Source organism: Micromonospora sp. NPDC000207 (assembly GCF_040300925.1).
In the GTDB taxonomy this organism is placed as follows: Bacteria; Actinomycetota; Actinomycetes; order Mycobacteriales; family Micromonosporaceae; genus Micromonospora.
Genome location: NZ_JBEPEQ010000013.1, coordinates 1 through 25,575, shown reverse-complemented (window position 1 = coordinate 25,575; position 25,575 = coordinate 1). Strand labels below are relative to the sequence as shown.

At 73.4% G+C, this 25,575-nt stretch carries 22 protein-coding genes and 1 tRNA gene; 14 read left to right on the top strand and 9 right to left on the bottom strand.

Annotated elements, in window-relative coordinates:
• The first annotated feature begins 29 nt into the window (after window positions 1-29).
• Genes ABT336_RS05570 through ABT336_RS05545 form a run of 6 tightly spaced genes read left to right on the top strand, consistent with a single transcriptional unit; the run spans window position 30 to window position 11,196 of the window.
• Entirely contained in the window at window positions 30-3,407 is a 3,378-nt protein-coding gene (locus ABT336_RS05570) for an SGNH hydrolase domain-containing protein (protein ID WP_350895308.1), read from the top strand.
• Window positions 3,404-4,573 (top strand): glycosyltransferase, encoded by a 1,170-nt coding sequence (locus ABT336_RS05565; RefSeq protein WP_350895307.1) that lies wholly within the window; start codon window positions 3,404-3,406, stop codon window positions 4,571-4,573. Before ABT336_RS05570 ends, ABT336_RS05565 begins: the two co-directional genes overlap by 4 nt.
• Window positions 4,560-7,397 carry a glycosyltransferase gene (locus ABT336_RS05560; protein WP_350895306.1) on the top strand — a complete coding sequence of 946 codons (2,838 nt, stop codon included), beginning with the start codon at window positions 4,560-4,562 and terminating at the stop codon, window positions 7,395-7,397. The genes ABT336_RS05565 and ABT336_RS05560 overlap by 14 nt, the downstream gene beginning before the upstream one ends.
• Window positions 7,394-8,641 carry an MATE family efflux transporter gene (locus tag ABT336_RS05555; RefSeq protein WP_350895305.1) on the top strand — a complete coding sequence of 416 codons (1,248 nt, stop codon included), beginning with the start codon at window positions 7,394-7,396 and terminating at the stop codon, window positions 8,639-8,641. The genes ABT336_RS05560 and ABT336_RS05555 overlap by 4 nt, the downstream gene beginning before the upstream one ends.
• 27 nt (window positions 8,642-8,668) lie before the next feature.
• The gene (locus tag ABT336_RS05550; protein WP_350895304.1) at window positions 8,669-9,937 is read left to right on the top strand and encodes a DUF1800 domain-containing protein; all 1,269 of its coding nucleotides are present in this window, start codon (window positions 8,669-8,671) and stop codon (window positions 9,935-9,937) included.
• A 2-nt stretch (window positions 9,938-9,939) separates the two neighbouring features.
• On the top strand, window positions 9,940-11,196 hold the full coding sequence (locus ABT336_RS05545; protein ID WP_350895303.1) for a DUF1501 domain-containing protein: 1,257 nt from the start codon (window positions 9,940-9,942) through the stop codon (window positions 11,194-11,196).
• A 59-nt stretch (window positions 11,197-11,255) separates the two neighbouring features.
• Here ABT336_RS05545 and ABT336_RS05540 read toward each other — a convergent pair whose 3' ends face one another.
• Window positions 11,256-12,557 (bottom strand): sugar transferase, encoded by a 1,302-nt coding sequence (locus tag ABT336_RS05540; protein WP_502891112.1) that lies wholly within the window; start codon window positions 12,555-12,557, stop codon window positions 11,256-11,258.
• Window positions 12,558-12,757: 200 nt separating this feature from the next.
• Window positions 12,758-13,810 carry an LCP family protein gene (locus ABT336_RS05535; RefSeq protein WP_350895301.1) on the bottom strand — a complete coding sequence of 351 codons (1,053 nt, stop codon included), beginning with the start codon at window positions 13,808-13,810 and terminating at the stop codon, window positions 12,758-12,760.
• A gap of 115 nt (window positions 13,811-13,925) precedes the next feature.
• Here ABT336_RS05535 and ABT336_RS05530 point away from each other — a divergent pair, with 115 nt between their 5' ends.
• Both ABT336_RS05530 and ABT336_RS05525 read left to right on the top strand, forming a co-directional pair.
• Entirely contained in the window at window positions 13,926-14,759 is an 834-nt protein-coding gene (locus ABT336_RS05530) for a class I SAM-dependent methyltransferase (RefSeq protein ID WP_350895300.1), read from the top strand.
• A 99-nt stretch (window positions 14,760-14,858) separates the two neighbouring features.
• Window positions 14,859-15,932, top strand: a complete 1,074-nt coding sequence (locus ABT336_RS05525; RefSeq protein ID WP_350895299.1) for an expansin EXLX1 family cellulose-binding protein — start codon at window positions 14,859-14,861, stop codon at window positions 15,930-15,932.
• A 59-nt stretch (window positions 15,933-15,991) separates the two neighbouring features.
• Here ABT336_RS05525 and ABT336_RS05520 read toward each other — a convergent pair whose 3' ends face one another.
• The 3 genes from ABT336_RS05520 to bcp form a co-directional block, all read right to left on the bottom strand.
• Entirely contained in the window at window positions 15,992-16,513 is a 522-nt protein-coding gene (locus ABT336_RS05520; protein WP_350895298.1) for a GNAT family N-acetyltransferase, read from the bottom strand.
• Window positions 16,514-16,600: 87 nt separating this feature from the next.
• Window positions 16,601-16,678, bottom strand: a tRNA-Leu gene (locus ABT336_RS05515).
• A 72-nt stretch (window positions 16,679-16,750) separates the two neighbouring features.
• On the bottom strand, window positions 16,751-17,221 hold the full coding sequence (gene bcp, locus ABT336_RS05510) for a thioredoxin-dependent thiol peroxidase (protein WP_350895297.1): 471 nt from the start codon (window positions 17,219-17,221) through the stop codon (window positions 16,751-16,753).
• 146 nt (window positions 17,222-17,367) lie between these two features.
• Between bcp and ABT336_RS05505 the strand changes: the two genes are divergently transcribed.
• The 4 genes from ABT336_RS05505 to ABT336_RS05490 are packed head-to-tail and all read left to right on the top strand — an operon-like array spanning window position 17,368 to window position 19,972.
• Window positions 17,368-18,090 carry an energy-coupling factor ABC transporter permease gene (locus ABT336_RS05505; protein ID WP_350895296.1) on the top strand — a complete coding sequence of 241 codons (723 nt, stop codon included), beginning with the start codon at window positions 17,368-17,370 and terminating at the stop codon, window positions 18,088-18,090.
• Window positions 18,087-18,452 (top strand): PDGLE domain-containing protein, encoded by a 366-nt coding sequence (locus tag ABT336_RS05500; protein ID WP_350895295.1) that lies wholly within the window; start codon window positions 18,087-18,089, stop codon window positions 18,450-18,452. Before ABT336_RS05505 ends, ABT336_RS05500 begins: the two co-directional genes overlap by 4 nt.
• Before the next feature lie 3 nt (window positions 18,453-18,455).
• Window positions 18,456-19,226 (top strand): cobalt ECF transporter T component CbiQ, encoded by a 771-nt coding sequence (cbiQ, locus tag ABT336_RS05495; protein WP_350895294.1) that lies wholly within the window; start codon window positions 18,456-18,458, stop codon window positions 19,224-19,226.
• Complete coding sequence (locus tag ABT336_RS05490) at window positions 19,223-19,972, top strand: energy-coupling factor ABC transporter ATP-binding protein (RefSeq protein WP_350895293.1); 750 nt, start codon at window positions 19,223-19,225, stop codon at window positions 19,970-19,972. Before cbiQ ends, ABT336_RS05490 begins: the two co-directional genes overlap by 4 nt.
• Here the strand turns inward: ABT336_RS05490 and ABT336_RS05485 are convergent.
• From ABT336_RS05485 to ABT336_RS05470, 4 genes are read right to left on the bottom strand one after another with little or no spacing between them, the layout of a single operon-like run.
• On the bottom strand, window positions 19,956-21,200 hold the full coding sequence (locus tag ABT336_RS05485) for a hypothetical protein (protein WP_350895292.1): 1,245 nt from the start codon (window positions 21,198-21,200) through the stop codon (window positions 19,956-19,958). The two genes, ABT336_RS05490 and ABT336_RS05485, sit on opposite strands and share 17 nt — an antisense overlap.
• Window positions 21,197-21,913 carry a DsbA family protein gene (locus tag ABT336_RS05480; RefSeq protein WP_350895291.1) on the bottom strand — a complete coding sequence of 239 codons (717 nt, stop codon included), beginning with the start codon at window positions 21,911-21,913 and terminating at the stop codon, window positions 21,197-21,199. Before ABT336_RS05480 ends, ABT336_RS05485 begins: the two co-directional genes overlap by 4 nt.
• Window positions 21,906-22,430, bottom strand: a complete 525-nt coding sequence (locus ABT336_RS05475) for a MauE/DoxX family redox-associated membrane protein (protein WP_350895290.1) — start codon at window positions 22,428-22,430, stop codon at window positions 21,906-21,908. The genes ABT336_RS05480 and ABT336_RS05475 overlap by 8 nt, the downstream gene beginning before the upstream one ends.
• Before the next feature lie 34 nt (window positions 22,431-22,464).
• Window positions 22,465-23,076, bottom strand: coding sequence for a sigma-70 family RNA polymerase sigma factor (locus ABT336_RS05470; protein ID WP_350895289.1), 612 nt, complete (start codon window positions 23,074-23,076; stop codon window positions 22,465-22,467).
• Between the two features lie 201 nt (window positions 23,077-23,277).
• Here ABT336_RS05470 and ABT336_RS05465 point away from each other — a divergent pair, with 201 nt between their 5' ends.
• Together ABT336_RS05465 and ABT336_RS05460 are read left to right on the top strand one after the other, a co-directional pair.
• Window positions 23,278-24,969 carry a copper resistance CopC/CopD family protein gene (locus tag ABT336_RS05465; RefSeq protein ID WP_350895288.1) on the top strand — a complete coding sequence of 564 codons (1,692 nt, stop codon included), beginning with the start codon at window positions 23,278-23,280 and terminating at the stop codon, window positions 24,967-24,969.
• Window positions 24,970-25,003: 34 nt separating this feature from the next.
• On the top strand, window positions 25,004-25,575 hold a 572-nt coding region (locus ABT336_RS05460; RefSeq protein ID WP_350895287.1), incomplete at its 3' end, for a YcnI family copper-binding membrane protein.

Below are 25,575 nucleotides of genomic sequence, written 5' to 3'. Positions count from 1 at the left end.
GCTCCACCCCCTGCCGCCTGGAGATCGACATGCCCTCCGCCGTCCTGGCGCGTCGGTCAGCGTCACTGGCCGGTCTCGTCGTGGCCGGCTGTCTCGTCGCCCTGCCCGCCGCCGGGGCACCGGCGTACGCCAGTGCCGAACCGGCCACCTCCGTCCCGGTCCCGTCGTACGCCCGCAACGAACCGGCGACCGCCGTCGCGGCACCGGCCACCGTCTACCTGGAGGCGACCTACACCGGACGCCTGCGCGACACCGAGGACGGGACCCTCCTGCGGCCCGACGAGGTGGTCGTCACCCGCCGCTGCACAGGGGTGGTCGTCGACCCCGACGGGTACGCCGTGACGAACACCGTCTGCGTCCGGCCGAGCACCGAGGTCCTCCAGGTCAACGCCCTTTACCGGCTCGGCCGGACCCTCGTGCAGGACGGCCGCCTGCCGGCTGACGAGTTGGACGACTTCGTCGCCGAGCACCGGGACTCGGTCACCTTCACCGGTGACCGTCGGCGCAGCCGCCCCACCGCCACCCTGCTGGCCCAGACCGGCGTGGCGACCTCACCGGCCGACCCCGACACGGCGGTCCGGGCCACAGTCGTCGCGGCCCTGCCCGCCGTGGACGGGAACGCCGCCCTGGTGAAGCTGCTACAGGGCGGCCTCCCGGCCGTCGAGATCGGCCCCGTCGGAGTTCCGCCGACCGGCTCCACCCTGGACATCCTCGGGTACGGCATCACCGACTCGACCGACCTCCCCGCCACGTACGCCGTCCGGAACCGTACGGTCCAGGTCGTCGGGTTGACCGGGACGAACCGTACCGGGGTGGACGGGCAGGTCGGCCCCGACTCCCGGGGCGGCCCGGTGGTGGACGCCGACGGTCGGCTGGTGGCGCTCCTGGACACCGACACCACCGCCCCGGGTGAGCCCGTCCGGGACCTGATCAGCACCGCCAACCTGTACCGGCTGTTGGAGTCCGCCGAGGTGACGAACCGGTTGGGTCCGGTGGACTCCCGGTACCGCGCCGCCCTCGGCGACTACTTCGCCGGTCGGTACTCCACTGCTGTCGAGGGGTTCGAGGAGATCCTCCGCCTGGCTCCCGACCACGAGGGTGCCCTGACGTACCGGGACCGGGCCGCCACCCGGCTCGACCGGGACGGGGACGTCCGGGGCGACGCCGGGGACTGGCTGTTCTACCTGCTCTCCGCCGCCGTCGGCGCGGCCGTGATCGCTGCGGCCGGGCTCCTCCACCGACGACTGCGCCCCCGCCCGACCCACCCCGACCCCGAGCCGCAGCCCACCCCCGAGCCCGAGCCCGAACCCGAGCCCGAGCCCGAACCCAAGGCCGAACCCGAACCCAAGGCCGGACCCGGACCCGAGGCCGAACCCGGGGCCGGGCGGGGGTTCCGGGCCGACATCCAGGGGCTGCGGGCCCTCGCCGTGGTGCTCGTGGTGCTCTGGCACGCCGGGGTCCCGTTCGTCCCGGGTGGATTCGTCGGGGTGGACGTCTTCTTCGTCATCTCCGGCTACCTGATCACCGCCGGGATGGCGGCGGAGATCGCGAAGACGGGACGGTTGTCCCTCGGTCGGTTCTGGGCGCGGCGGGTACGGCGGCTGCTGCCCAGCGCCGGGTTGGTCCTCGTCGCCTCCCTGGTGCTGGCCTACCTCCTCCTGCCCGGGATCCGGTGGCGGGACACCGCCCTCGACGTGGTGAGCAGCGCCCTGTACGTGGTCAACTGGCGGCTGGCCGAACAGTCGATCGACTACCTGGCCGCCGAGCGGGCCCCCAGCATCGTGCAGCACTACTGGTCGCTCGCTGTCGAGGAGCAGTTCTACCTGCTCTGGCCGGTGCTGCTGGTCGGCGTCGCCTGGCTGGCCCGGCGGGGGAGCGCCCCGCCCACCCGCTGGCGGGTCCTGGCCCTCGGCGCGGTGGCCACCGTGCTGGTCACCTCGTTCGTCTGGTCGGTGCTGCTCGTCGCGCAGGACCCCGGCCGGGCCTACTTCGTGACCACCACCCGACTCTGGGAGCTGGCGGTCGGGGCGCTGCTGGCACTGGTCCCGCTGCGGCGGCTCTCCCCCCTGGTGGGATCGGTCGTCGGCTGGGTCGGTGCCGGGGCGATCGTCGCCTCGGCCCTGCTGCTGGACACCACCGACCCGTTCCCCGGGCTGCTGGCCCTGCCCGCCACCCTCGGCACCCTCCTGGTCCTGGTGGCCGGTCCGGACCTGCGGTACGGCCCGGTGGCGGTGCTCCGGGTGGCGGTGATGCAGTTCCTCGGCCGGATCTCGTACACCCTCTACCTGTGGCACTGGCCGCTGCTGGTGGTGCTGACCGTACGGATGGACGAGCCCGACGGCCGGGCGGTGGCTGCGGCGATGGCGCTGGCGGTGTTCCTGGCGTACCTGACCAGCAGGTTCGTGGAGCGTCCCGCCTGGCACTCGACCCGGCTGTCGGCCCGACCCGGTCGGACCGTCGCGGTCGGGGTGGGCTGCACGGTCCTGCCGGTCTGCGTGGGGCTGGTCCTGCACCACGTCACCGTCGGACCGCCCACCGCCACGACTGCGGCCCGCGACGTGCAGGGTGCCGCGGTGCTCGCCGCCGGGCAGACCGGTGAACCCGTCGACCGGTCCGCGTCGGTGGTGCCCGACCCGTCGGTGGCCCGCGACGACGTCGCCTCGGTCTACGCCGACGGGTGCCACGCCAGTCAGACCGGCAGCAGGGTGCTCGGGTGCACCTACGGTCGGGCGAACGCCGCGTTCACTGTGGCAGTCGTCGGGGACTCGCACGCCGCCCAGTGGGTGCCCGCCCTCCAGGAGATCGCGGCGCAACGCGACTGGCGGCTGGTGACCCACACCAAGTCCCAGTGCCCGGTCGTCGACGTCGAGGTGGCGGGTGGGGACGAGGCCCGCCCGAACCGCAGCTGCGGGGAGTGGAACCGGGCGCTGCGGGAGCGGCTCGCCGCCGACCCCCCGGACCTGGTGGTCACCAGCAGCTACAACTACCAGGTCCATCGGGACGGTCGGTTGTTGACAGGTACGGAGAACGAGACCGCCCTGGCCACGGCGCTGCGCCGGACCTGGCGGGGGCTCGCCGAGGTGGCACCGGTGGTGGTGCTGCGTGACACCCCCGCCCCCCGGCGGGACATGGCCGACTGCGTCTCGGCCCACCGGGAGGAGCTGACCCGGTGCGCCGTACCCCGGGTGGAGGCCCTGGCCGGTGTCGGGCCGATCCAGGAGACGGCGGCGGAGGGCCTGGCGGGCGTACACCTGGTGGACCTCAACGACGCGATCTGCCCGGCGACCCGGTGCGCGCCGGTGATCGGCGGGGTGCTCGTCTACCGCGACACCAATCACCTGACGGCGACGTACGCGCGCACCCTCGCCGGTCGCCTCGACGAGCGACTACGGGCGGTAACCGGATGAGCGGGCCCGACGGGTCCGCCCCGACCAGGAAGGACACGGCCATCACCGAGGTGTCTGCCGACGACGAACCACCGCCGGTGCTGCCGGCGCGGACCTCGGTCGCCCTGGTCCACGAGTGGTTCGGTGCGACGGGCGGTTCCGAGAACGTCTTCCTCGCCATCCAGGAGGTGTTTCCCCAGGCCAAGGGGTTCGTCCTGTGGCGCGACCGGGACGCCCGACGGGGGCTCGACCTCACCGAGTCGTGGCTGGCCCGGACGCCGTTGCGGCGGTCCAAGGCGTTGGCGCTGCCCGCCATGCCGTTGGCCTGGCGGACCCTGACCAGGGAACGGTTCGACGTGGTGATCTCCTCCAGTCACGCCTTCGCCCACACCGTCAGGCTGCCGTCCTCGCCGCAGACCCGGTACCTGAGCTACGTCCACTCACCGGCCCGCTACCTGTGGAGCCCGGACTTCGACGGTCGCGGCTCCGGGGGCCTGCTCGCCCTCCCCCGACGGGTGCTGCGCGGCGTCGACGTGCGGCTGAGCCGACACGTGCACAGCTACGCCGCGAACTCGGCCGAGGTCCGGGACCGGATCCGGCGGTTCTGGGGACGCGACGCCCGGATCGTCCACCCCCCGGTCGACGTCGACTACTTCGCCGCCGCCCCGCCCGGACAGCGCCGACAGGACCGGAAGCACCTGCTCGGCGTGGGGCGGTGGATTCCGTACAAGCGGTTCGACCTGATGATCGAGATCGCCGCCGCCGCCCGTCGGCCCCTGGTGATCGCCGGTTCCGGGCCGGAGGAGGAGACGCTGCGTCGGGCGGCGTCCCGAGCGGGCGTACCCGTCCTGTTCGAACGGCGACCGTCGCGCGAGCGCCTCCGCGAGCTGTACTGGGGTGCCCACGCCCTGCTCTTCCCGACCCACGAGGACTTCGGCATCATCCCGGTCGAGGCGATGGCCTGCGGGACCCCGGTGGTGGGGCTGGACCGGGGCGGGGTCCGGGAGACGGTACGCGAAGGCCACACCGGGTTCCTGGTCGACTCCACCGAACCGGGGGCGTACGTGGACGCGTTGCGCCGCGTCGACGGACTGGACCGGGCTCCACTGAGGGCGTACGCGCAGCGTTTCTCCCCCGAGGTGTTCCGGTCGAACGTGGCCGACTGGGTACGCGATGCGACGCGCTGACCTGCGGACGACAGTGCCGCGTCGGGGCGTACCGTCGATCGTCGCGGCGGTCCTGGGGGGTGCCCTGCTCGCCGCCCTCGGGGTCGTGACGGTCCTGCCCCGACCCACTGTGGCCGGTGCCGTCGGTCTCGTCGTGGTCGGGGTGTGCCTGGTGGCGCTCTACCGGACCACCAGGTCGGCGACCTTCGCCCCGGTGTCGGTGACGTTCTGGGCGTTCGTGACGGTCTGGGTCGGCCTCGCGCCGCTGCTCCAGATCCGGGACCGGCGGCTGCCCTGGCCCGACCTCCCCCTCGACCAGTACTGGGTCACAGCGCAGGTGGTCCTCCTGTTCGCGGTGGTGGCGTACTGGGCCGGCAACACCCGCCCGCTGCCCGCCGCCCGGCGGTCGTCCTCCCCACGTACCCGGATCACAGTCGAGAAGGCGGTGGTGGTGACAGGTGCCGCCGCCGCCCTCGCGGTGGTCTGCCTGCCGATGACCGGCGGCCTGGCGGTCCGCTTCGGCAGCCGCGACGACCTGCAACGGGCCATCGCCGAGGCGGGTCTGCGCAGCCAGCAGGACCTGGCCCTGCTCGGACTGCTGAGCACCCTTCCGGCGGCGGTCGGCGCCGTCGCCCTGCTGCTCTGCCTCCTGTGCTGGCGCAACCGCAGCCACGCGGGTCGTCGGGGCGGGGTGGCGCTGGCGCTGACCACCGGGACGGCTGCGCTGCTGAACCTGGTCTACAACAATCCGCTGTCGGCGAACCGGTTCGCCGCCTTCGGTGTCCTCCTCGCCGCCGGTCTCGCCGTCGTCAGGTTCGACCGTCCGGCCCGGCGGGTGGTGTTCTCGGTGGGGATGCTGGTCGGGCTCGCCGTCCTGTACCCGCTGGCGAACCTGTTCCGCAACGAGCGGTCCCGGGCCGACCTCCGCCTCGGCCTGGACGCCTACTACACCTGGGACTTCGACGGCTTCCAGCAGACGGTAAACGCCGTCTTCCACGCCCGGGTCGAGGGCCACACCTGGGGACACCACCTCCTGTCGGCGCTGCTGTTCTGGGTGCCGAGGTCCTGGTGGGAGGAGAAGGCGATCCCCGCCGGGAACGCCGTCGCCGCCAGTCGTGGCTACGAGTTCCAGAACCTCGCCCTGCCGTTCTGGGCGGAGACGTACGTGGAGTTCAGCCTCGTCGGGGTGGTGGTCCTCTTCTTCTGCTACGGCATGCTCGCCCGGCGACTCGACCGGGCGGCGGCCGGGTCCCCGGCCGGACTCGGCACCGCCGTCGCGATCCTCTTCGCCGCCTTCCAGATCGGCCTGCTGCGCGGCCCGCTCGGCGCGCAGATCCCGTTCGTCGGGGCGGCCTTCGCTGTCCTCGTCCTGGCCGTCGCGGGGTGGCACGGCCCCCGGTGGCGGCTCACCCGGCCACCGGAGGAGAACGGTGCCGCAGTGGACCGGGACGGGACCGGCCCGAGGCCGAGGGTGGTGGTCCTGGCCGACTGGTGGTGGCCCCAGGAGGTGGGTGGGGCGGAACGGTCGGCCCGGGCGGCGGCCCGGGAACTGGCCCGGTTCGCCGAGGTGACAGTCGTCGTCCCGGCCGCCGCGTCGAGCACGTACGCCGACGGCCCGCTCACCGTCCACGCCGTCCGTCGACCGTTCGCCCGTCGGGTGCACGACGACACCCGGGTCCGTCGAGGGCTGGAGTTCCTCACCGGCTGGACGCTGCCCTTCGTGGCGTCCGGGTTGACCCGTCGACTGCGGGCGGTGCGCCCCGACGTCGTCGTCGCCGGGAACATCTCCCGGACCGGCCCCTGGCTGCCGCGCTGGGTCGGGCGGCGCGGCCTGCCGTACGTCCGGGTCTTCCACGACCTGAGCGACACCTGCTGGCGGCGCTCCCGGATGCGGGACGGACGGATCTGCGCGACGGTCTGCGGCGACTGCACCGTCAAGGCCCTGGTGCTGCGTCGGGTCACCCCCGACGACGCCGTCGGCGTCTGCGTCTCCGGGTTCGTCCGCGACGACCTGGTCGCCGTCGGGCTGACCACCCCGGAGGCCAGCCTGGTCGGCCACCCCCTGGTCGGTCCGGCCGAACCGGTGGCGGCCCCGCCGCCCCGCCCCACGGACACCGGTCTCGTCGTCGGCTACCTCGGCCGGGTCAGCCCGGTGAAGGGCATCGAGTCGGCCATCCGGACGGCCGCCGCGTACGGCCGGAACACCGGCACCGAGGTCACCGTCCTCGTCGCCGGTGCGGGACCCGCCGACTACGCCCGGACGCTCGCGGAGTCGGCCGACGGTGCGGGTGTCGAGCTGAAGATGCCGGGACACCTCGACGTCGACGCGTTCTGCGCCGCTGTGGACGTGGTGCTGATCCCGTCCCGGTGGCTGGAGCCGTTCGGGCGGGTGGCCGTCGAGGTGGGTCGGTCGGGCCTGCCGATGCTGGTCGCGCCGCTGGGTGGCCTGCCCGAGGCGGCTGCCGCCTCCGGTGGGACGTACGGGTTCGCGGACTTCGACGACCCGGAGGCGGCGGCGGTCGCCCTCGCCGACCTCCTGGCCGGGGGCCGACCCGGTCGGGAGGCCCCGACGTCCCCGCCCCCGGCGGCCACCCTGGACCAGCAGGTCGCCGTCGCCGTCCGGCGTGCGCTCGACAGGAGAACCGCACCGACCGACCCGGGACCCTCCGACCCCCTGCCTGACGCCGCCGCGATCGAGGCGGCGGAACCCTCGACCGAAGCCGACGCGGCGGAGCCGACTGTCAGCGCCGCGATCGACGCGGCGGAGCCCCCGACCGAAGCCGACGCGGCCGAGCCGACTGTCACCGCCGGGGCCCGGCGGACCGGGTCCGGAGGTCGATCGTGACGGTGACGACGTCGGTGGGCGGACGTGGTCCGGCCCGGCTCGCCCTGACCGCCGGGCAGGTCACGTTGATGGCCACCAGCCTGGTGTTCAGCCTCGCCCTGGGGTACGCCGGTGGCCTCGGCGCGGTCGGGGCGCTCGCCCCGGCGATGCTGGTCTTCCAGCTGACCTGCGGGGTCCTGCAACGCTCGCTGGCCGAGGCGACGCTGCTGCGGGCGGCGAGCGCCACCCGGACCGCCGCCCCGGCGGACTGCCGACTGTCGGTCGCGACGGCGGTGGTCGGCGGAGCCGTCGGCACCGTCGTGGCGGTCCTGTCGTCGCTTGCGGTACCCGGCGGATCGGTCGAGCTGGCGGTGGCGTACGCGGTGGGGATCCCGTTCGCGATGGCCCTGGACATCGGGCGGTCCGCCGGGGTGGCGGGCGGGGCCTCCCGGGCCGTCCTGGTCGAGACGGTGGGGTGGCTCGTCGTCCAGTCGGTGCTGCTGGTGGCGTTCGCCGCCGTCGGGGAGCCACTGCTGGTCTGCCTGTCGTGGACCCTCGTCAACGCCGCGTTCGCGCTGCTCGCGGCTGGTGGGGCGCTGCGGCGGCCGGACTTCGGCGGGCTCCTGCGATGGGTACGCGACAAGCGCGGCGCGATGGGGGCGGCCTCGCTCGACGCCCTGCTCGTCGGTCTCACCCCACTGCTCGCCCTCCAGGTCACCGCCCTGGTCGCCGACGCGTACACGCTCGGGGTGATCCGCGTGGTGCAGCAGCTGTTCGGCCCGCTGGCGCTCGTCTCGATCACCCTCCGTCGGGTCCTGGTCTACCAGCGGACCGCCGGGACCCCGACGACCCGGGGGCGGGACCTGCGGGACGGCGCGCTCGCCCTGTCGATGGTGGCGGTCGGCGCGGCAGTCCTCGGGACGGCTGTGGTGTTCGCCCGGGACCTGGTGCCCGCGTTGGCCTTCCTGCCCGTCGGCGGGGTGCTGCTCGCGGCAGGGCTGGAGAAGGCAGCCCTCGGGTTCTCCTACGGGGCCACCCTGAGCCGGTTCGTCGACGGTGACTTCGGCACCCTGCTGCGGGCCCGCTACCTGATGCTCGGGGTGACTGTGGTGGCAGCGCCGCTGCTGACGGTGTGGTTCGGGCCGGTCGGCTACCTGGTCGCCGCCACCGTGGGGCTGGTCGGCTACGCCCTGGTGGTGGTGGCGCTGCCCCGACCGGCGCGGCCGGTACCGGCGCGGGTGGGCACCGGAGGCGAGCTGTCCTGACGACCGACGGTCGTCTATGTTGTCAGGATGAGCGACAGCCTCGGCCTGCTGCTGCGGCGGGCGGGGTTCGGTCCGACGGCGATCGAGCTGACCGCCGCCCGTCGTGGCGGCCCCGACGCCGCCCTGTCGGCGTTGACCGCGCCACCCGGTCCCGACCTCGGCGCGAACACCGCCCCCGTCCCGGACCTCGGCCCTGACGTGTACGCGGGACGCCGCGACCCGACCTTCGAGGAGAAGGTCCGGCTGGAGGACCTGCGGACGGTGCAGACCGGGCAGCTCACCGAGTGGTGGTTGGACCGGATGACCGTCGCCGGTCACCAGGCGGTCGAGAAGTTGGTCTTCTTCTGGCACGGGCACTGGGCGACCTCGGTGCGCAAGGTCCGCAGCCCGCAGCTGATGCTCGCCCAGCACCGGACGCTGCGCAGCGCCCCGGACTTCGTGGCGATGAGTCGGGCCATGGTGGTGGACCCGGCGTTGAACAACTACCTCGACGGTCACCTCAACACCCGGCAGGCCCCGAACGAGAATCTCGCCCGTGAGCTGTGCGAACTGTTCGTCCTCGGGCACGGCAACTACTCCGAACGTGACGTCAGGGAGGCCGGGCGGGCCCTGACCGGCTGGCGGTTCAGCCTGACCAGGGGCGCCTCGGTCTTCGACGCGACGGCCCACGACCCGGGCCGTAAGACGGTCCTCGGTCACACCGCCTCCCTCGACGCGCAGAGCCTGGTGGAGGTGATGGTCGGGCACCCGGCCTGCCCCCGGTTCGTGGCGTCCCGGCTGTGGTTCCGGTACGCCTCGTCGGAGCAGCCGATCCCACAGGGGTTGCGGGAGCGGATGGCGCAGGCGTTCCCCGCGCCGATGGCGATGCTCCGGGTGCTCCTCGCCGACGAGGCGTTCCGGGCCACCGCCGGGTCGATGGTCAAGTCACCGGTCGAGTGGTGTGTCGGGGCGCTGCGGCAGGTCGGGGTGCGGCCCTCGGGCCTGTCGCCGCAGGACCGGGCGGCGCTGCGCAGCGACCTGGACGCCCTCGGGCAGCTGCCGTTGGCCCCGCCCAACGTGGGCGGCTGGCCCGCCGGGGCGGCCTGGCTGACGTCCGCCGCGGCCCGGGTCCGGTTGCGGCTGGCAGCGCGGATCGCCGGGTGGGCGCAGACCGACGGGCTCAACCCGGAGGGGTTGGCGCACCAGCTCTGCGTCGACGGGTGGACCGACCGGACGTACGAGGTGTTGAAGGGCAGCCGGGACCGTCGGCAGTTGATGGTCCTGGGGCTGGTCAGCCCGGAATACCTGGTGACCTGAGGATGGACGCGCTGACCCGCCGGAGGTTCCTGGTCGCCTCCGGGGTGGCCGGGGGTGCCGCCCTCGCCGCCGGAACCGGCGGAGCGGGACTGCTCGACCTGCTGGCGCGCGGTGCGACGGTCCCGACCGACGCCGCCCCGACGAACACCCTCGTGCTGGTGACCCTCTACGGCGGCAACGACGGGCTGAACACCGTGATCCCGTACGCCGACCCCGCCTACCACGCGGCCCGGCCGGAACTGGCCTACGACCCCGAGCGGGTGCTGCACCTCGACGACGCTGTGGGGTTGAACCCGGTCCTGCGGGGGCTGCGCCGGATCTGGGACGACAGCAGACTCGCCGTGGTCCTCGGGGTCGGCTACCCGAATCCCGACCGGAGCCATTTCACGTCGATGGACATCTGGCAGACCGCGTCACCGGTCGAGCCGGTCACCACCGGCTGGGTGGGCCGGTGGCTCGACACCACGAGGGCCGCCCCGGAGGCCGCTGTCAGCTTCGAGCCGGTGTTGCCGCCCGTCCTGGCCGGGGCGACCCGGTCCGGGGCCTGCGTGGGCGTCGGGGGCCTCGACCTGCCGCCGGGGCTCACGGTGGAGGCTGTCGCCGGGCTGGGGCGGATCGAGCCCGGGGAGTCGCAGATGCAGGCGCGGGCCGCCGCCGCCTACCGCGACCTGCTCGACGTCGACAGGTTGGTACGCGGGGCCGAGGAACACCCCGACCCGGTCCCGAGCGTCGACGGGCCGCAGGTCCTCACCACCGGACCGGGCACCCGCAGCGTCCTGGAGAACCAGTTGGCGCTGGTGGCCAGGTGTGTGGAGGCCCGGGTGCCGACCCGGGTCTACTCGGTCAGCCTGGACGGCTTCGACACCCACGCCATGGCGTTGCCCGGGCACGAGGCGCTGCTGACCCGGCTCGACCGGGCACTGTCGTCGTTCGTGGCGCGGATGGCGGGCACCGAGGCGGGGCGTCGGGTGACAGTGGTGGTCTACAGCGAGTTCGGTCGGCGGGTCCGCGCCAACGCCTCCCAGGGCACCGACCACGGTACGGCGGGACCGGTCCTGGTGCTGGGGTCGCAGGTGGCGGGCGGCTGCTACGGCGAGCAGCCGAGCCTGACCGACCTCGACGACGGTGACCTGAAGGCGACCACCGACTTGCGGGACGTCTTCGGCACGGTGCTGGCGCAGGTGCTCGACGCCGACCCCGACCAGCACCTCGGCGGCGGGTACCGGGCGCGACCACTGCCCCTGCTGCGCCCCACCTGAGCGCCAGCCACCGCGTCGTCCCTCGCCGCCCCGGTGGGCCTCGACGTGACGGGGACCGTTCAGCGACCGCCGGCCCGCAGCACCTCGGCGACGGTACGCAGCAGCACCTTGACGTCCAGCCAGAGGGACCAGTTCTCGATGTAGTAGTTGTCGAACCGGGCCCGGTCGGAGATCGGGGTGTCCCCTCGTAAGCCGCTGACCTGCGCGAGCCCGGTCAGCCCGACGGGGACCCGGTGCCGCATCGCGTACGTCGGGTAGGTGGCGGAGAACTTGGCCACGAAGTGCGGCCGTTCCGGGCGGGGGCCGACCACGCTCATCTCCCCGCGCAGGATGTTCCACAGCTGCGGCAACTCGTCAAGGGACGTACGCCGCATGAACCGCCCGACCGGGCCGATCCGGCGGTCGTGCGCGATCGACCAGTTGGTCTGCGACTCGAACTCGTCCACCGGCCGCATGGTGCGGAACTTGACCACCTGGAAGGGGCGGCCGTACCGGCCGATGCGTTCCTGGCGGAAGAAGACGCCACGCCCACCCTCCAGGAAGGTCGCCACCGCGCCGAGCAGGAGCACCGGGCTCAGCAGGGCCGCCGCGACAGTGGCGAGGACCAGGTCGGAGGCGCGTTTGATGGCCCACCGGGGGCCGGTGAAGGTGGTGTCCCCGATCTCCGTGATCGGAATGGCCCCGACGTGGTCGGGGTATCCGGCCTGGGACCGTGAACCCCACAGGCGAGGCACCGCCCAGAGGTTGCACCCCGCGCTGACCGGCCGGAGCAGGACCTCCATCAGGGCCGCCTCCGAACAGTCCGGATCGGCGATGACCATGACGTCGCAGTCGAGCGCCGGGATGAGCCGTTCGAGGTCGTCGAGGGTGCCGATGAGGGGGACCGGCCCCGGGCGCTGCGGCGCGGCGTCGACGAATCCGACGAATCGCAGCCCGTAGCGGGGGTGTCGGCGCAGCAGCCGGGCGAGTTCCTGGCCGACCGGGCCGGCACCGACGACGATGGCGTTGTGCTCCATCCAGCGTCGCCGTCGGGCGACGAGGATCAGTTTGCGGGTCCCGGCCCGGCCGACGACCACCAGCACCCCGCAGAGCGCCACGTCGCGCATGAACCCGCTGACGTACGGGACGGACTCGTGGCGTACGGCCGCGATGATGGCCACCGCCGCCCCGCAGGAGAGCAGCCGTCCGCAGAGGGTCGGCAGCTCGTCCAGGATGCCGAGGTGGCGGCGGGCGCGGTACAGCCCGCCGGTGGCGAAGACCGTCACCACGAGGGCGGCGTAGGCGAGTGTCCCCCGCCAGTACGTCTGGCTGACCAACAGGGGGATGAGCAGGGCGACGACGTCGACCGGGAGGGTCAGCATCCAGGCGCGCAGCGCCCGGGTCCTCGTCGAGGCCCGGGAACCGGCGTACGGCAGGACTGCTGTGGTCTCCAGGCCCGGCCGGTCGGTGGGGTCGGGGTCCGGCACGCCGGACACCGCAGACCCCTCGACCGGCCTCGGCGGACCGGGGATGCTCGGTTCGGTCCGGCGCGACATGGTCATCCCTACTCGGTGGAGGCGGACTACCTACCGGCGGCGAGGATCTCGGGTACGTCGTCGCGTCGGACCGCGTCGAAGAGGCGGGCGGCCTTCTCCTCGTCGGCGAAGACCACGCTCTCGCTGCCCACCCTGCCGGTGCCCGTCACCGGGCAGGTGAAGAACTCCAGGTTGCCGCTGCGCAGGTGCCGCAGCTCCATCGCGAAGTCGAGCAGGGACATCGATCTGTCGACAGCTGCCGCCTCGGCGGTGGCCCGGACGAACGCGTTCAACCGGGTGGGGCTGCTCAGCGTGCCGCCGGAGGCGGCCTTGTCCAGGATCGCCTTGATCACCTGCTGCTGGTGCCGGATGCGGGCGAAGTCGCCGTCGGGGAAGGCGTACCGCTCGCGGGCGTAGTCGAGGGCTGCGGAACCGTCCATCGTCTGTCGGCCCGCCACGAACTCCCGTCGACCGTCGGCGTTGAGCGAGTGGGTGGAGGTGAACCCCTTCTCCACGTCGATCTCGATGCCGCCGAGCGCGTCGACGATGTCCTTGAACCCGGCGAAGTCCACCATCGTCACGTGGTCGATGCGGACACCGGTGAACCTCTCCACCGTCTGCACCATCAGCGGGACACCACCCCACGCGTACGCTGCGTTGATCTTGGCGTCCCGGCCGCCGCGCCCCTGCTTCGACCGGGGGACCGCGGTCCAGGTGTCGCGGGGGATCGAGATCAGCTGTGCGCTCGACCGGTCCCGGGGCAGGTGGGCGAGGATGATCGTGTCGGTCCGTGACCCGGAGCTGTCCTCCGGGTCACGGGAGTCGCTGCCGAGGATCATGACGTTCAACGCGTCGGTCGCCACGACCTGCGGTCGAGACTCCGCCGGGACCTCGTCGAAGGCGTCCACCCTGTCGATCGCCGAGTCGACCGACCTGACGTAGAGCGCGGCGGCCAGGACACCACCGCCGCCGACCAGCGCCAGGACCAGCAGGCCGGTCAGCAGGAGACGACGCCTGCGGCGAGGTCGGGCGGCACCGCCCGGGCCCGCCCCGACCGGTGTGCTCGGCTCGGACTCCGGAACCTGTCGACCCATGGACATGTCGGCATGCTACTGACCGTCGACCGTCCAGGGTGTCCCCCGGTCGTCGACCACGCACCCGTCGATCCGGTCAAGAGCGCACCTGTTGTTTCCCGAGGGATGGTAGAACGCTCCTGTGGACGCAGAGAAGCTCCGGCGGAACATCGCCCGCACCCGGCTCGCGCCGATCGCGGCCTTCCCCAAGCGGCTGGTCCGGGTGGCCCGGCACGACGCCAAGGTGCTCAAGACCTCGGCCCGTTGGCTGGTGACCTCCCGGGAGCATCACAACTACACGTACGAGTTGACCAAGCTGAGTCGGCACCACCTGGCCTGGTTCGTCAGCGTGGTCTGCGACGTACCGGTCAAGCAGGTCCGGGCGTACTTCCACGAGATCGAGGCCGACGACCGGCTGCGTACCCACATCGAGCAGGCGACCGCCGGGGCGGCCCGCCGGGGCCTGGCCGACCGGCAGGTCCGCTACGCCCGCCGCATCGGGTGGTACGCGATGGTCCGCGCCACCGGCCCGGCACACGTGGTGGAGACCGGCGTCGACAAGGGGCTGGGCAGCTGTGTCCTGGCCGCCGCCCTGCTGCGCAACGCGGCCGACGGGCGACCCGGTCGGGTCACCAGCCTGGACATCAACCCGGAGGCCGGCTACCTGGCCCGCACCGAGCCCTGGTCCGAGGTGGTCGACCTGGTGATCGGCGACTCGATCGCCTCGCTCGACGCCCTGGACCGCCCGGTCGACCTCTTCCTGCACGACAGCGACCACAGTCGAGCCCACGAGAAGCGCGAGTTCGACGCGGTCGAGGCGAAGCTCGCCCCCGGGGCGATCCTGCTGACCGACAACGTCACAGCGACGAACGTCCTTGCCGAGCACGCCGAGCGGACCGGCCGCCGGTTCCTCGCCTACCGGGAGACCCCGGCCCGGCACTGGTATCCGGGCGACGGCATCGGCGTCGCCTGGTGACTCCCTCGGCCCGCAGGTGGAGGCCACAGGGGCCGTCCGTCTTAGTTTTCGCTTAGCCGGCTTGTCCCGATGGTGTCGGGTCGGGCAGCATCGGGTTCCGTGACCGACCCTGACCTGCCCAAGGACCTCGACCGCCCGCCCGGCCCCGGTCGGCGCAGAGCCCCCTCGGCGATACCGCCCCGGTGGCTGCTGGCGGTCGGCGTGGCCGGGGTCGCCTCCGTGCTGGGGCTGACCCTCGTGCTGCGTGACGCCGCGCCGGTCTGCGCCGCCCCACCCCCGGTCGCGGCCCCGGTGCTCGCCGCCGGCCCGGCGGCACTGGCGGCCCCTCCGGTGGCCGGTCGGCTCAACCAGGGCAAGGCGACCTTCTACGACCTCGCCGGGGGCATCGGCAACTGCTCGTACCCGACCCCACCGTCGAACAAGCGGTACGTCGCCCTCGGCCCCTCCGAGTACGCCTCGGCCGCCGCCTGCGGGGGATACCTCGACGTGACCGGCCCCAAGGGTTCGGTCCGGGTGCTGGTGGTGGACCAGTGCCCGGAGTGCGCCCCCGGGCACATCGACCTCTCCGCCGAGGCGTTCCGGGAGATCGCCGACCCGGTCCAGGGGATCGTCCCGGTCAGCTACCGGGCGCTGGTCGACCCGGCGCTCCCCGGCCCCCTGACCTTCCGGATCAAGGAGGGTGCCTCGCAGTACTGGTTCTCGGTGCTCGTCGGGTCGCACGGCAACCCGCTCCGGTCGGTGGAGGTCCGGCCGGGCACCTCGGGTGCGTGGCGTACCGCCACCCGGCAGAGCTACAACTACTGGGAGATCGGGTCCGGGGCTGGACCGGGGCCGTACTCGATCCGGGTGACCGACACCAACGGCAACCGGGCGGTCGCCACCGGCATCCGGATGGCCCCCGGCCAGGTCCAGGCCACAGACGTCCGGATGTACGGCGGGGGGTCGGCCACCACCGCCCCCCGGGCGGCCAGTTCGGCGTCACCGTCGGCGACCCCGTCCCGCTCCGCCTCGCCCAGCCCGAGCGTCAGCCCCTCGGCCTCCCCGTCGCCCAGCCCCTCGGCCTCCCCGTCGACCTCGCCGACCGACATGCCCACCGCACCCCCGGCCGACCCACCGGCGGACGGGGCGGCGGGCGGCGGCGGCCAGCCCCACCCCGTCGCCTGCACCCGCTGACCCGACTGGTGGAAGGGGAGCGAGGGGGTTCGCCCCTCACACCGGCTTGCTGACCTCGGTCACCGGGGCAGGGCGAGCCACATGTGGAGTTCGTCGCGGTCGTCGCCGGGGCCGACCCGCAGCGCGCCGGGCAGCCTGCCCACCTCCCGGTAGCCGAGTCGCCGGTAGAAGGCGTCCAGCCCGCCCCCGTCGCGGACGGTCAGGTGCAGCGCCTCCCACCCCAGCTCCCGGCCGAGCCGTTCGGCCTCCCGCATCAGGGCGGCCCCGTACCCGTTGCCCTGGGCGTCCGGGTGGACCATCACCCGCTTCAGGGTGCACCAGTGCGGCTTGAGGTGGAACCGGTTGTCCGCGAAGACCAGGGCGGCGACCGGTCGGCGGTCGGCGTACCCGACCAGGAGCCGGTCGGGACCCTCGGTGATCCCGTCGAACGTCGGGTCGGCCATGGACCGCACCTCGGCCTCGGTGACCGGGGGGACGAACCCGACAGCGCCACCGGCGTTCGTCACCTCCAACCAGAGCGCCACGAGCTGGTCGCGCAGGTCGGGGGTGAGGTCCGGGTCCAGGACGAAGTGCAGTGTCACGCGGACATCCTGGCCGGTGGCGGGACGCCCCCGCCCGTGATCGTGACGCGCCCGACATCGACACCGTCGAGTCGGCGGAGACCGCCGTGGTAGGGCCGGCGGGACTCGAACCCGCACTGGTACGGACCTAAACCGTATGCCTCCTGCCAATTGGGCTACGGCCCCGTCACCACCGCTGTCGAATCGTAGACCACTGCCGAGGCGGCCACCGTCCGCCGGGCACCGGTGTGGGGGACGTCAGTCGAGTCCGAGGTCGCGGCGGAGCTTGGCGACGTGGCCGGTGGCCTTCACGTTGTAGAGGGCCCGCTCGATCTTTCCGTCCGGGTCGATGACGAAGGTGGAACGGATCACACCCGTCACGGTACGGCCGTACATCTGCTTCTCGCCGTACGCCCCGTACGCGCTGAGCACCTGCTTGTCCTGGTCGGAGACGAGGGGGAAGGTGATCGCGTCGTGCTCCCGGAACTTGGCCAGCTTGGCCGGCCTGTCGGGGGAGATGCCCACCACCTCGTACCCGGCGGACCGCAGGGAGTCGAGGGTGTCGCGGAAGTCGCAGGCCTGCTTGGTGCAGCCGGGGGTCATGGCGGCCGGGTAGGCGTACAGGATGACCCGGCGGCCCCGCAGGTCGGCCAGGGCGAGGGTCTCCCCGGTGTCGGTGGGGAGGCTGAACTCGGGCGCGGGGTCACCGGGGGAGAGGCGGTCGGTCATGGCCCGACCCTACCGCCGCCCCGGCCGGTGCCGCCTGCGGCGACGCGCCGCCGTTGTTGCCAGGTATTGGCAACAGTGGGTCAGGTGGTGAATACTCTGCCCGACAGTTGCGTTCATCGATCAGTTGTCGCCCCTCGGAGGCCCGGGTGGACACCCTCGCGATGCACATCTCCAACGGGATCATCGACGGCCCGGTGGCCGCCGCGTTCGCCGCGTTCGCCCTGGTCGTCCTGGTGTTCTGCGTCCTGCGCGGGCGACGTGACCTGGACGACCGGCTGGCCCCGATGGCCGGTCTGGTGGCCGCGTTCATCTTCGCCGTCCAGATGCTCAACTTCCCGATCCTCACCGCCGGGGTCAGCGGGCACCTGATGGGTGGGGCGCTCGCCGCCCTCCTCGTCGGCCCCTGGGTGGGGGCGCTCTGCGTCACCGTGGTGCTCGTCGTGCAGGCGCTCGTCTTCGGCGACGGCGGGGTGGCCATGCTGGGGCTCAACGTCACGAACATCGCCCTGATCGGCACCGCCGCTGCGTACCTGCTGATCGCGCTCCTGCTGCGGGTGCTCCCGCGTACCCCCGCCGGGTTGGCGGTGACCGGCTTCGTCGCCGGGCTGCTCAGCGTGGTCGTGGCGGCGCTCGGCTTCGTCGTCCAGTACTGGCTGGGCGGCACCACCGACCTGGGCGGGAACCTCGCCGGCCTGGCCGCCACGATGACCGGGGTGCACCTGCTGATCGGCGTCGGCGAGGGACTGATCACCGCGACCACTGTCGTCACCGTCGCCAAGGTCAGACCCGATCTGGTGTACGCGCTGCGCCGACTACCGCCGACCCGCCGACCCTCCTCGGCCGCCCCGGTGACCGGAGGTGCCCGGTGAACCGGCGGCTGTGGGGGTTCCTCGGTGCCGGTCTCCTGGTGGCGTTCCTGCTGGCCGGTGTGGTGAGCAGCTTCGCGTCGTCGCACCCCGACGGTCTGGACTCGTCGTTGCGCGAGGGCTGCACCTTCGACGCCGACGACACCCTCGTGGGCGGCAGTTGCCCCGCACAGCAGGAACGGGACCACGAGATCGGCGGCCCGCTTGCCGACTACGGCATCGCCGGGCTGGGCGACGGTCTGCTCTCCACCGGCCTGTCCGGGATCCTCGGGGTGGTCCTCACCTTCGCCGTCGGCGGTGGCGGGTTCTGGCTGCTGCGCCGCCGTCAACCGGCGGGGTCGCCGGACACCGCGGTCGAGGACTGACCGGTGGGGGCCGGGTCCACGCACCTGCTGTACCGGGACGGCACCTCACCTGTGCACCGGCTCCCACCCGAAGTCAAGATCACCGCTATGGTCGCCTTCACCCTCGTCGTGGTCGCCACCCCCCGCGCCCGGTTCTGGGCCTTCGGCGGGTACGCCCTGCTGGTGGCGGTGGTCGCCGTCCTCTCCCGGGTGCCACCGGGGTGGCTGCTCGGCCGGACGTCGATCGAGGTGCCGTTCGTCCTGTTCGCCTTCACGTTGCCGTTCCTCGGCACCGGCGACCGGGTGGACCTGTTCGGTCTGCGGCTGTCCGAGGAGGGGCTGTACGGGGCGTGGAACGTCCTGGCCAAGGCGACCCTGGGGGTGCTCGCCTCGCTGCTGTTGGCCGCTACCACCACCACCCGGGACCTGATCCTCGGTCTGGACCGGCTGCGCTGCCCGCAGGTGGTCACCCAGATCGCCACCTTCATGCTGCGTTACCTGCCGGTGCTGGTCGGGGAGGCGCAGCGGATGCGGGTGGCGCGGATCTCCCGGGGCGACGACCCCCGCTTCCTGTGGCAGGTGCGGGGGCTCGCCGCCGGGGTCGGCACGCTGTTCCTGCGCGCCTTCGAGCGGGGTGAACGGGTGTACCTGGCAATGCGTTCGCGCGGCTACACCGGGCGGATGCCCCCGAGCCGGACGGACTCGGCGGCGGCCACCACCGCACAGTGGCTGGCCGGGGCGGCGGTACCGGCGGCGGCGCTCACCGTCGCCGCCGTCGCCGTCGCCCTGACGTGAGCACCACCGCACCCGCCCTGGACGTCAGGGGGCTCCGGTTCGCGTACCCGGACGGGCACGTGGCCCTGCGCGGGGTGGACCTGACGGTGGCGCACGGTGCGCGGGTGGCGCTGCTCGGCCCCAACGGCGCGGGAAAGACCACGCTGGTGCTGCACCTCAACGGCATCCTCACCGGCGTGGAAGGGACGGTGCGGGTCGGTGGGATGACGGTGGGGTCGGACCGGGCCGTGCTCGCCGAGGTCCGCCGCCGGGTCGGCATCGTCTTCCAGGACCCCGACGACCAGCTCTTCCTGTCGACAGTCGCCGAGGACGTGGCGTTCGGCCCGGCCAACCTCGGGCTGCGGGGTGCGGCGCTGGCGGCCCGGGTGGACGAGGCGTTGGCCGCCGTCGGCATGGCCGGGCACCGCGACCGCGCCCCCCACCACCTGTCGTTCGGGCAGCGTCGCCGGGTCGCGGTGGCCACCGTGTTGGCCATGCACCCGCAGCTCCTGGTCCTCGACGAGCCCTCGTCGAACCTCGACCCGGCGTCCCGGCGGGAGCTGGCGGAGATCCTGCGCGGCCTGCCGGTGACAGTCCTGATGGTCACCCACGACCTGCCGTACGCGCTGGAGCTGTGCGAGCGGTCGGTGATCCTGGACGAGGGCCGGATCGTGGCCGACGGACCCACCCCCCGGTTGCTCGCCGACGGGGAGCTGCTGGCCCGGCACCGCCTGGAGCTGCCGTACGGCTTCAGCCCCCGGCCCTGACCACCGGACGCCCTCCGGAACCCCGGCCCGTCCCGCCGCCGTCGGGCTCCGGCGTCGAGCTTCCCGGCGACGACCCGTTCGTCCCGTCGTCGTCGGGCTCCGGCGTCGAGCCCTCCGATGCCGGATCGTCCGGCGGGCCGTCGGCCGGTCGGTTGGACGGGGCCAGGGCGGCGGCGGCTCGCAGCCGCAGGATTCCGGCGGCGGCGGCACCCGCCCCGGCGACCAGGACCAGCACCGTCATCGCCCGGACGACCTCCCCCGGCCACGGCGACGGCACTATCGAACGGGTGAGGACAGCAGCGCCGCCGATCCCGGCGAACAGGGCCAGGCAGGTCCCGGCCAGCGCCAGCACGAAGTCCGCCCCCGGTCGGCGACGGACGGCGTACCAACCGGCGACCAGCGCTCCGAGCCCGGTCAGCAGCGCCCAGATCTGCCCGCTGAGCAGCCCGACGAGGACCCCGGTCGGGCCGGTCGCCCCGGCGTCGACCTCCCGGCCGACTATCGTCACCCCGGCGGCGAGGCCACCGAGGGCCAGCAGCCCGCCGATCCCCGCCAGGGCTCGCGCCCCGTTGCGGGTACCGGCCGGGACCAGGCCCAGCGCCCCCACGGCGAGCAGGCCGAGCGTGGCTCCCACCCACCACGGGTACGGGTCCGGTGGGGGCACCCAGTCCAGGGTGCCCCGGATCTCACCCTCCTCGGACCCACCGGTGCCGTCGTCGTGGCGGATCGGGACCGCCCAGTCCCGTACCCGGTGCTCCCGGTCCGGTGCGGCCCGAACCTGGGCGGGCGGCCCCTCCTCCCGCCACAGCGCCCGCCGGTCGTGCCACTGGACAGTGGGAGAGGCGTCGATCCTGCGCCAGGTGGGGGCGGCGGCCGGGTCGGCCTCGGCCGGCAGCAGGGTTCCCCCGGCGATGGTCCGGTTCAGGTACGTCGCCGGGGAGCGGACGTTCTCGAAGGCACCCTCCGGACCCACCCGCAGGTACGGCTCCCCGGAGTAGCCGATCACCTCGACGTCCCGGTCGCCGAGGTTCGTCAACTCCAGTCGGGCCCCCGCCTCGATGGGCCGGACGTGCACCCCCGGCAGGTCGGGGAAGACCCCGGTGACCTCGGTCCGGTAGTCGGTCCCGGCGGGGGCGTCCGCCCCGTGTGCGGCAGCCGGGACGGCGGTCCCCACCAGCGTGGCGAGCACCCCGGCCAGGACCAGCACCAGCCTGCCGGAACGCCTCATCGGCCGGCTGCCTCGACGGCGGCGCGCAACCCGTCGGGGCTGCGGTCGGCGAGTTCCTCGCCGTCGACAAGGACGGTCGGGGTGCCGGTGATCCCGCTCCGGCTGGCCTCGTCGGTCAGCCGCTCGGTCCACGGCTTGAAGGCCTCGTCCCGTTGACAGGCGGCGAAGCCGTCCCGGTCCAGCCCCGCCTCGACGGCGAGGTCGGTGAGCTGGTCGTCGCTGAGTCCGGCACCCCCCTCGGCGGGCTGCGCCTCGAAGAGCTTCTTCGCGTACTGCCGGTAACGGCCGTTCTCCGCCGCGCACCCGGCGGCGGCCGACGACCGGGTGGAGTACTGGGTGGTGGAGTAGCGGTTGAGGTACGCCACCGGGTGGTAGACCACCCGGACCGTGCCCTCGGTGATCAGCTGGTCGAGGGTCGGGCCGGTGACCTCCTCGAACTGCTTGCACGCCGGGCAGAGGAAGTCCTCGTAGACGTCAACTGTGACCGGGCCGGACCCGGCGACGATCCCGGTGCCCGCCTCGTTGGCCCCGGTCGGCACCGTGACGTCCCCGGCGCGCTGGCCGGACCAGACGCTCCACCCGATCAGCCCGGCGACGACCAGGAAGGCGACGGCGGCCACCGAGGTCCAGAGGGCCCGCTTGCGTCGCCGCTCCCGGGCCATCTGCTCCCGGACCACCCGTGCCGCGTCCCGGCGGCCCTTACGACTACTCATCGTCGTCCTCCACTGTGGGATCACCGGCCAGCGCCCCGTCGACCGAGACTGGGGTGACCGGCCAACGAAGCAGGAACCCGGCCAGCGCCAGGAACCCCAGGTCCCGGAGGATCTCCGGGAGGTAGCTGGGGGACTGCCCGGCGGCCAGTTCCCCGCCGGTGCCGAAACAACCGCAGTCGATCGCCAGCCCCCGGCTCCACGCCGAGGCGATCCCGGCGACGAAGACCAGCAACAACGCCACGGAGACCCCGGCGCTCAACCGGGTGGCCAGCCCGACCAGCAACAGGACGCCCAGGGCCAGCTCGACGAAGGGCAGCGCCGCACCGACCACCACCGCCAGGTCGTACGGCAGGATCTGGTAGGCGTTCACGGCCCGCCCGGAGGCGGCCAGGTCGCCGACCTTGGTGGCCCCGGCGACCAGCCAGACCGCCGCCAGTCCCAGCCGGGCGGCGAGGCCGAGCCAGGGGCGTAGGACGGTCCACCGTCCGGTCCGCGTCACCGCTGCGGTCATGGTCATAGGTCGTCCTGTCCCTGCGGGAAGTTCCGGTGCCTCAACCGGCGAGAGCGTCGCCGACCGCTTCGACCAGCTCACTGCGGGCCCGCGCCACCCGGGACCGGATGGTGCCCACCGGCACCCCCTCCACCACCGCCGCCTCCGCGTAGGAGAGGCCGAGCAACTGGGTCAGGACGAACGCGCTGCGGCGGTCCGCCGCCAGCCGCCCGACCAGGTCGGCGGCACCGAACTGGCCGGCGGGGTCGGGGTGCAGCTCGTCGGTGTGGGCGTGGGCGGCGAGCCTGTCGTCGAGCCGCCGCCGCCGGACCACGGTCCGCAAATGGTCCGCGCAGGTCCGCCGGGCGATCCCGAGCAGCCAGGTCCGCGCGCTGGACCGGCCCTGGAAGTCGGGCAGCGCCCGCAACACCCGCAGGTAGGTCTCCTGGGTGAGGTCGTCGGCGCTGTCCGGGTCGACCAGGGCGGCGGTGAACCGCCAGACCTCGGCCTGGGTGGCGCGGACGAAGGCGGACACCGCTGCCGGGTCGCCGTCGCGGGCGGCCAGCGCCCACCGGGTGGCCGCCTCCCGGTCGGTGTCGGCCACGGCTCCGGCGGGCCAGACGGCGGGGCGGGCGGCACCGGTGTCAGCGGGTTCGCGCGGTACGGGGATCACGACTGACCAGCGTACGCGTCCGAGACGGCGGGAACAGGGACGTTCGTCCTCACATAACCTGGGCCACGTCGGGAACTTTTCCGCCACACGGGCCGACCACCCCTCCGTGAGACGTCAGACGGGTGCGCCCGAGCAGGTGGCGGCGATTCGCGGGAGGCTGGGACTCGCCAGCACCCGGTCTCGTCGGCGAGCATTGCCGACATGACTGCCGTCCCCCGCCGCCGCCCCCCGGTCAGCGCGCCCCGTCGACGGATCGTCCGTTGGGCCGCCGCCACCGGCCTGCTGGTCGCCGTCCTCGCGCTGCTGATCACGCCGGCCACCCCCGCCAGCGCCCACGCGGTGCTACAGAGCACCAGCCCCGCCGCCTCGGCAGTGGTCCCGAACGCACCGGCCGAGGTGGTGCTCACCTTCAGCGAACCGGTACGCAAGATCACCGACCGGATCCGGGTGATCGCCCCCGACGGCTCCCGAGCCGACCGGGGCGAGCCCCGCTTCGACGGCGGTGTGGTCACCATCGAGGTGGCCGGGGACGCCGGACAGGGCACCTACCTGGTGAGCTACCGGGTGATCTCCGCCGACAGCCACCCGATCTCCGGTGCGTTCACCTACTCGGTCGGCGCCCCGTCGACCCCGCCCACCGACAGCGGGTCGGACAGTCGGGCCGACCCGACCGTCGAGGTCGCTGTCAAGGTGGCCAAGTTCGTCGGCTACGTCGGTCTGCTGCTGGTGGTCGGGGCGGTGCTGGTGCTCGCCGCGCTCTGGCCGACCCGGCTGGACCGGCGGGGGCCGATCCGGCTGGCCTGGACCGGGATGGGCCTGGTGGCCTTCGCCACCGTGGCAGCGATCTGGCTCCAGGTGCCGTACACCGCCGGGGGTGGGTTGTTCGAGGTGACGGGTGAGGGGCTGGGCAGCGTGGTGGGCAGCGGCTTCGGCACCGCCCACCTGGTCCGGCTGGGTCTGCTCGCCGCCGCCGCGTTCCTGCTCCGCCCGGTCCTCGCCGGTGTGGTCGGCCGAACCGACCTGATCATCCTGACCGTTCTCGGCGGCGCGGCGCTGTTCACCTGGCCGCTCGCCGGACACGCGGTGGCCTCGCCCGCCCCGGCCGTCTCGGTCCTCGTCGACGCTGTGCACCTGGGCAGCATGGCGATCTGGCTGGGCGGACTGGTGATGCTCGCCGCGTTCCTGCTGCCCCGGGCACAGGAGCGGGAACTGGACGCGATCCTGCCCATCTGGTCGCGGTGGGCGGCGCTGTCGGTGGCGGCCCTGCTGCTCGCCGGTACGGTGCAGGCCCTGGTCGAGGTGGCCACCCTCGACGGGCTGCTGAACACCACGTACGGGCAGCTGGTGCTCGCCAAGATCGCCCTGTTCGCCCTGGTGATCGGGGTGGCGGCGGTCTCCCGTCACCTCGTACGCCAGCGGACGGCGGCGCAGCGTCCGACCCGGGTACGCCGACTTGTCATCGCCGAGTTGGCGGTCACCGTGGTGGTCCTCGGCGTCTCGGCCACCCTGGTGCAGACCCCGCCGGCCCGCAGCGCGGTGGTCGAGGGGGTGGGTGGTGCCGGAGGCACCCAGAACTTCTTCAACACCACGTTGACCAGCCCGATCTACTCGTTGCAGGTCGAACTCTCCCCGGTCCAGCGGGGCAACAACACCCTGCACCTGTACGCGTACACCCCGGACAACCGGCCGCAGCCGGTCGAGCAGTGGCGGGTGACGGCGGCGCTGCCGTCGGCCGGGATCGAGCCGATCGAGTTCCCGCTGCTCCCGTTGACCGACAACCACGCGACCAGCGAGGTCAACCTCCCCGCCGCCGGAGACTGGGAGTTCCGGTTCACAGTCCGCGTCTCCGACATCGACCAGGCCACGGTGACCGCCACCGTGCCGATCAGATAGGGCCACAGGCCCGTCCCGAAGGAAGGTTCCACCGATGATCCGTCCCCGGCGTACCGCCACCTCCGTCGCGCTCACGCTCGGTGCCGCCGCCGCCCTCGTCCTGGGCGTCGGGGCACCCGCCGCCGCGCACGTCACGGTCAGTCCGGGCGAGGCCGAGCAGGGCGCCTACAGCCGGGTGGCGTTCCGGGTGCCGAACGAGAGCGACACCGCCTCCACGGTGAAGCTGGAGGTGACCCTGCCGGAGGACGCGCCGGTCGGGTCGGTGTCGACGTTGCCGGTCCCGGGGTGGACGGTGACGGTGGAGCGGCGACCGGTCAGCCCGCCGATCGAGGTGCACGGTGCCGAACTCACCGAGGCGGTGTCCAAGCTGACCTGGACGGCGGCCGAGGGCAGTGGGGTCAAGCCGGGCGAGTTCCAGGAGTTCCCGGTCTCGATGGGTCCGCTGCCGGAGGTCGACACGATGGTGTTCCGGGCGTTGCAGACCTACTCCGACGGCAACGTCCAGCGCTGGATCGAGCCGCCGGTGGCCGGTGGGGAGGAGCCGCAGGATCCCGCCCCCGTGCTCACCCTGACCGCAGCCGGTGCCGACAGGGCGACGGAGCCGGC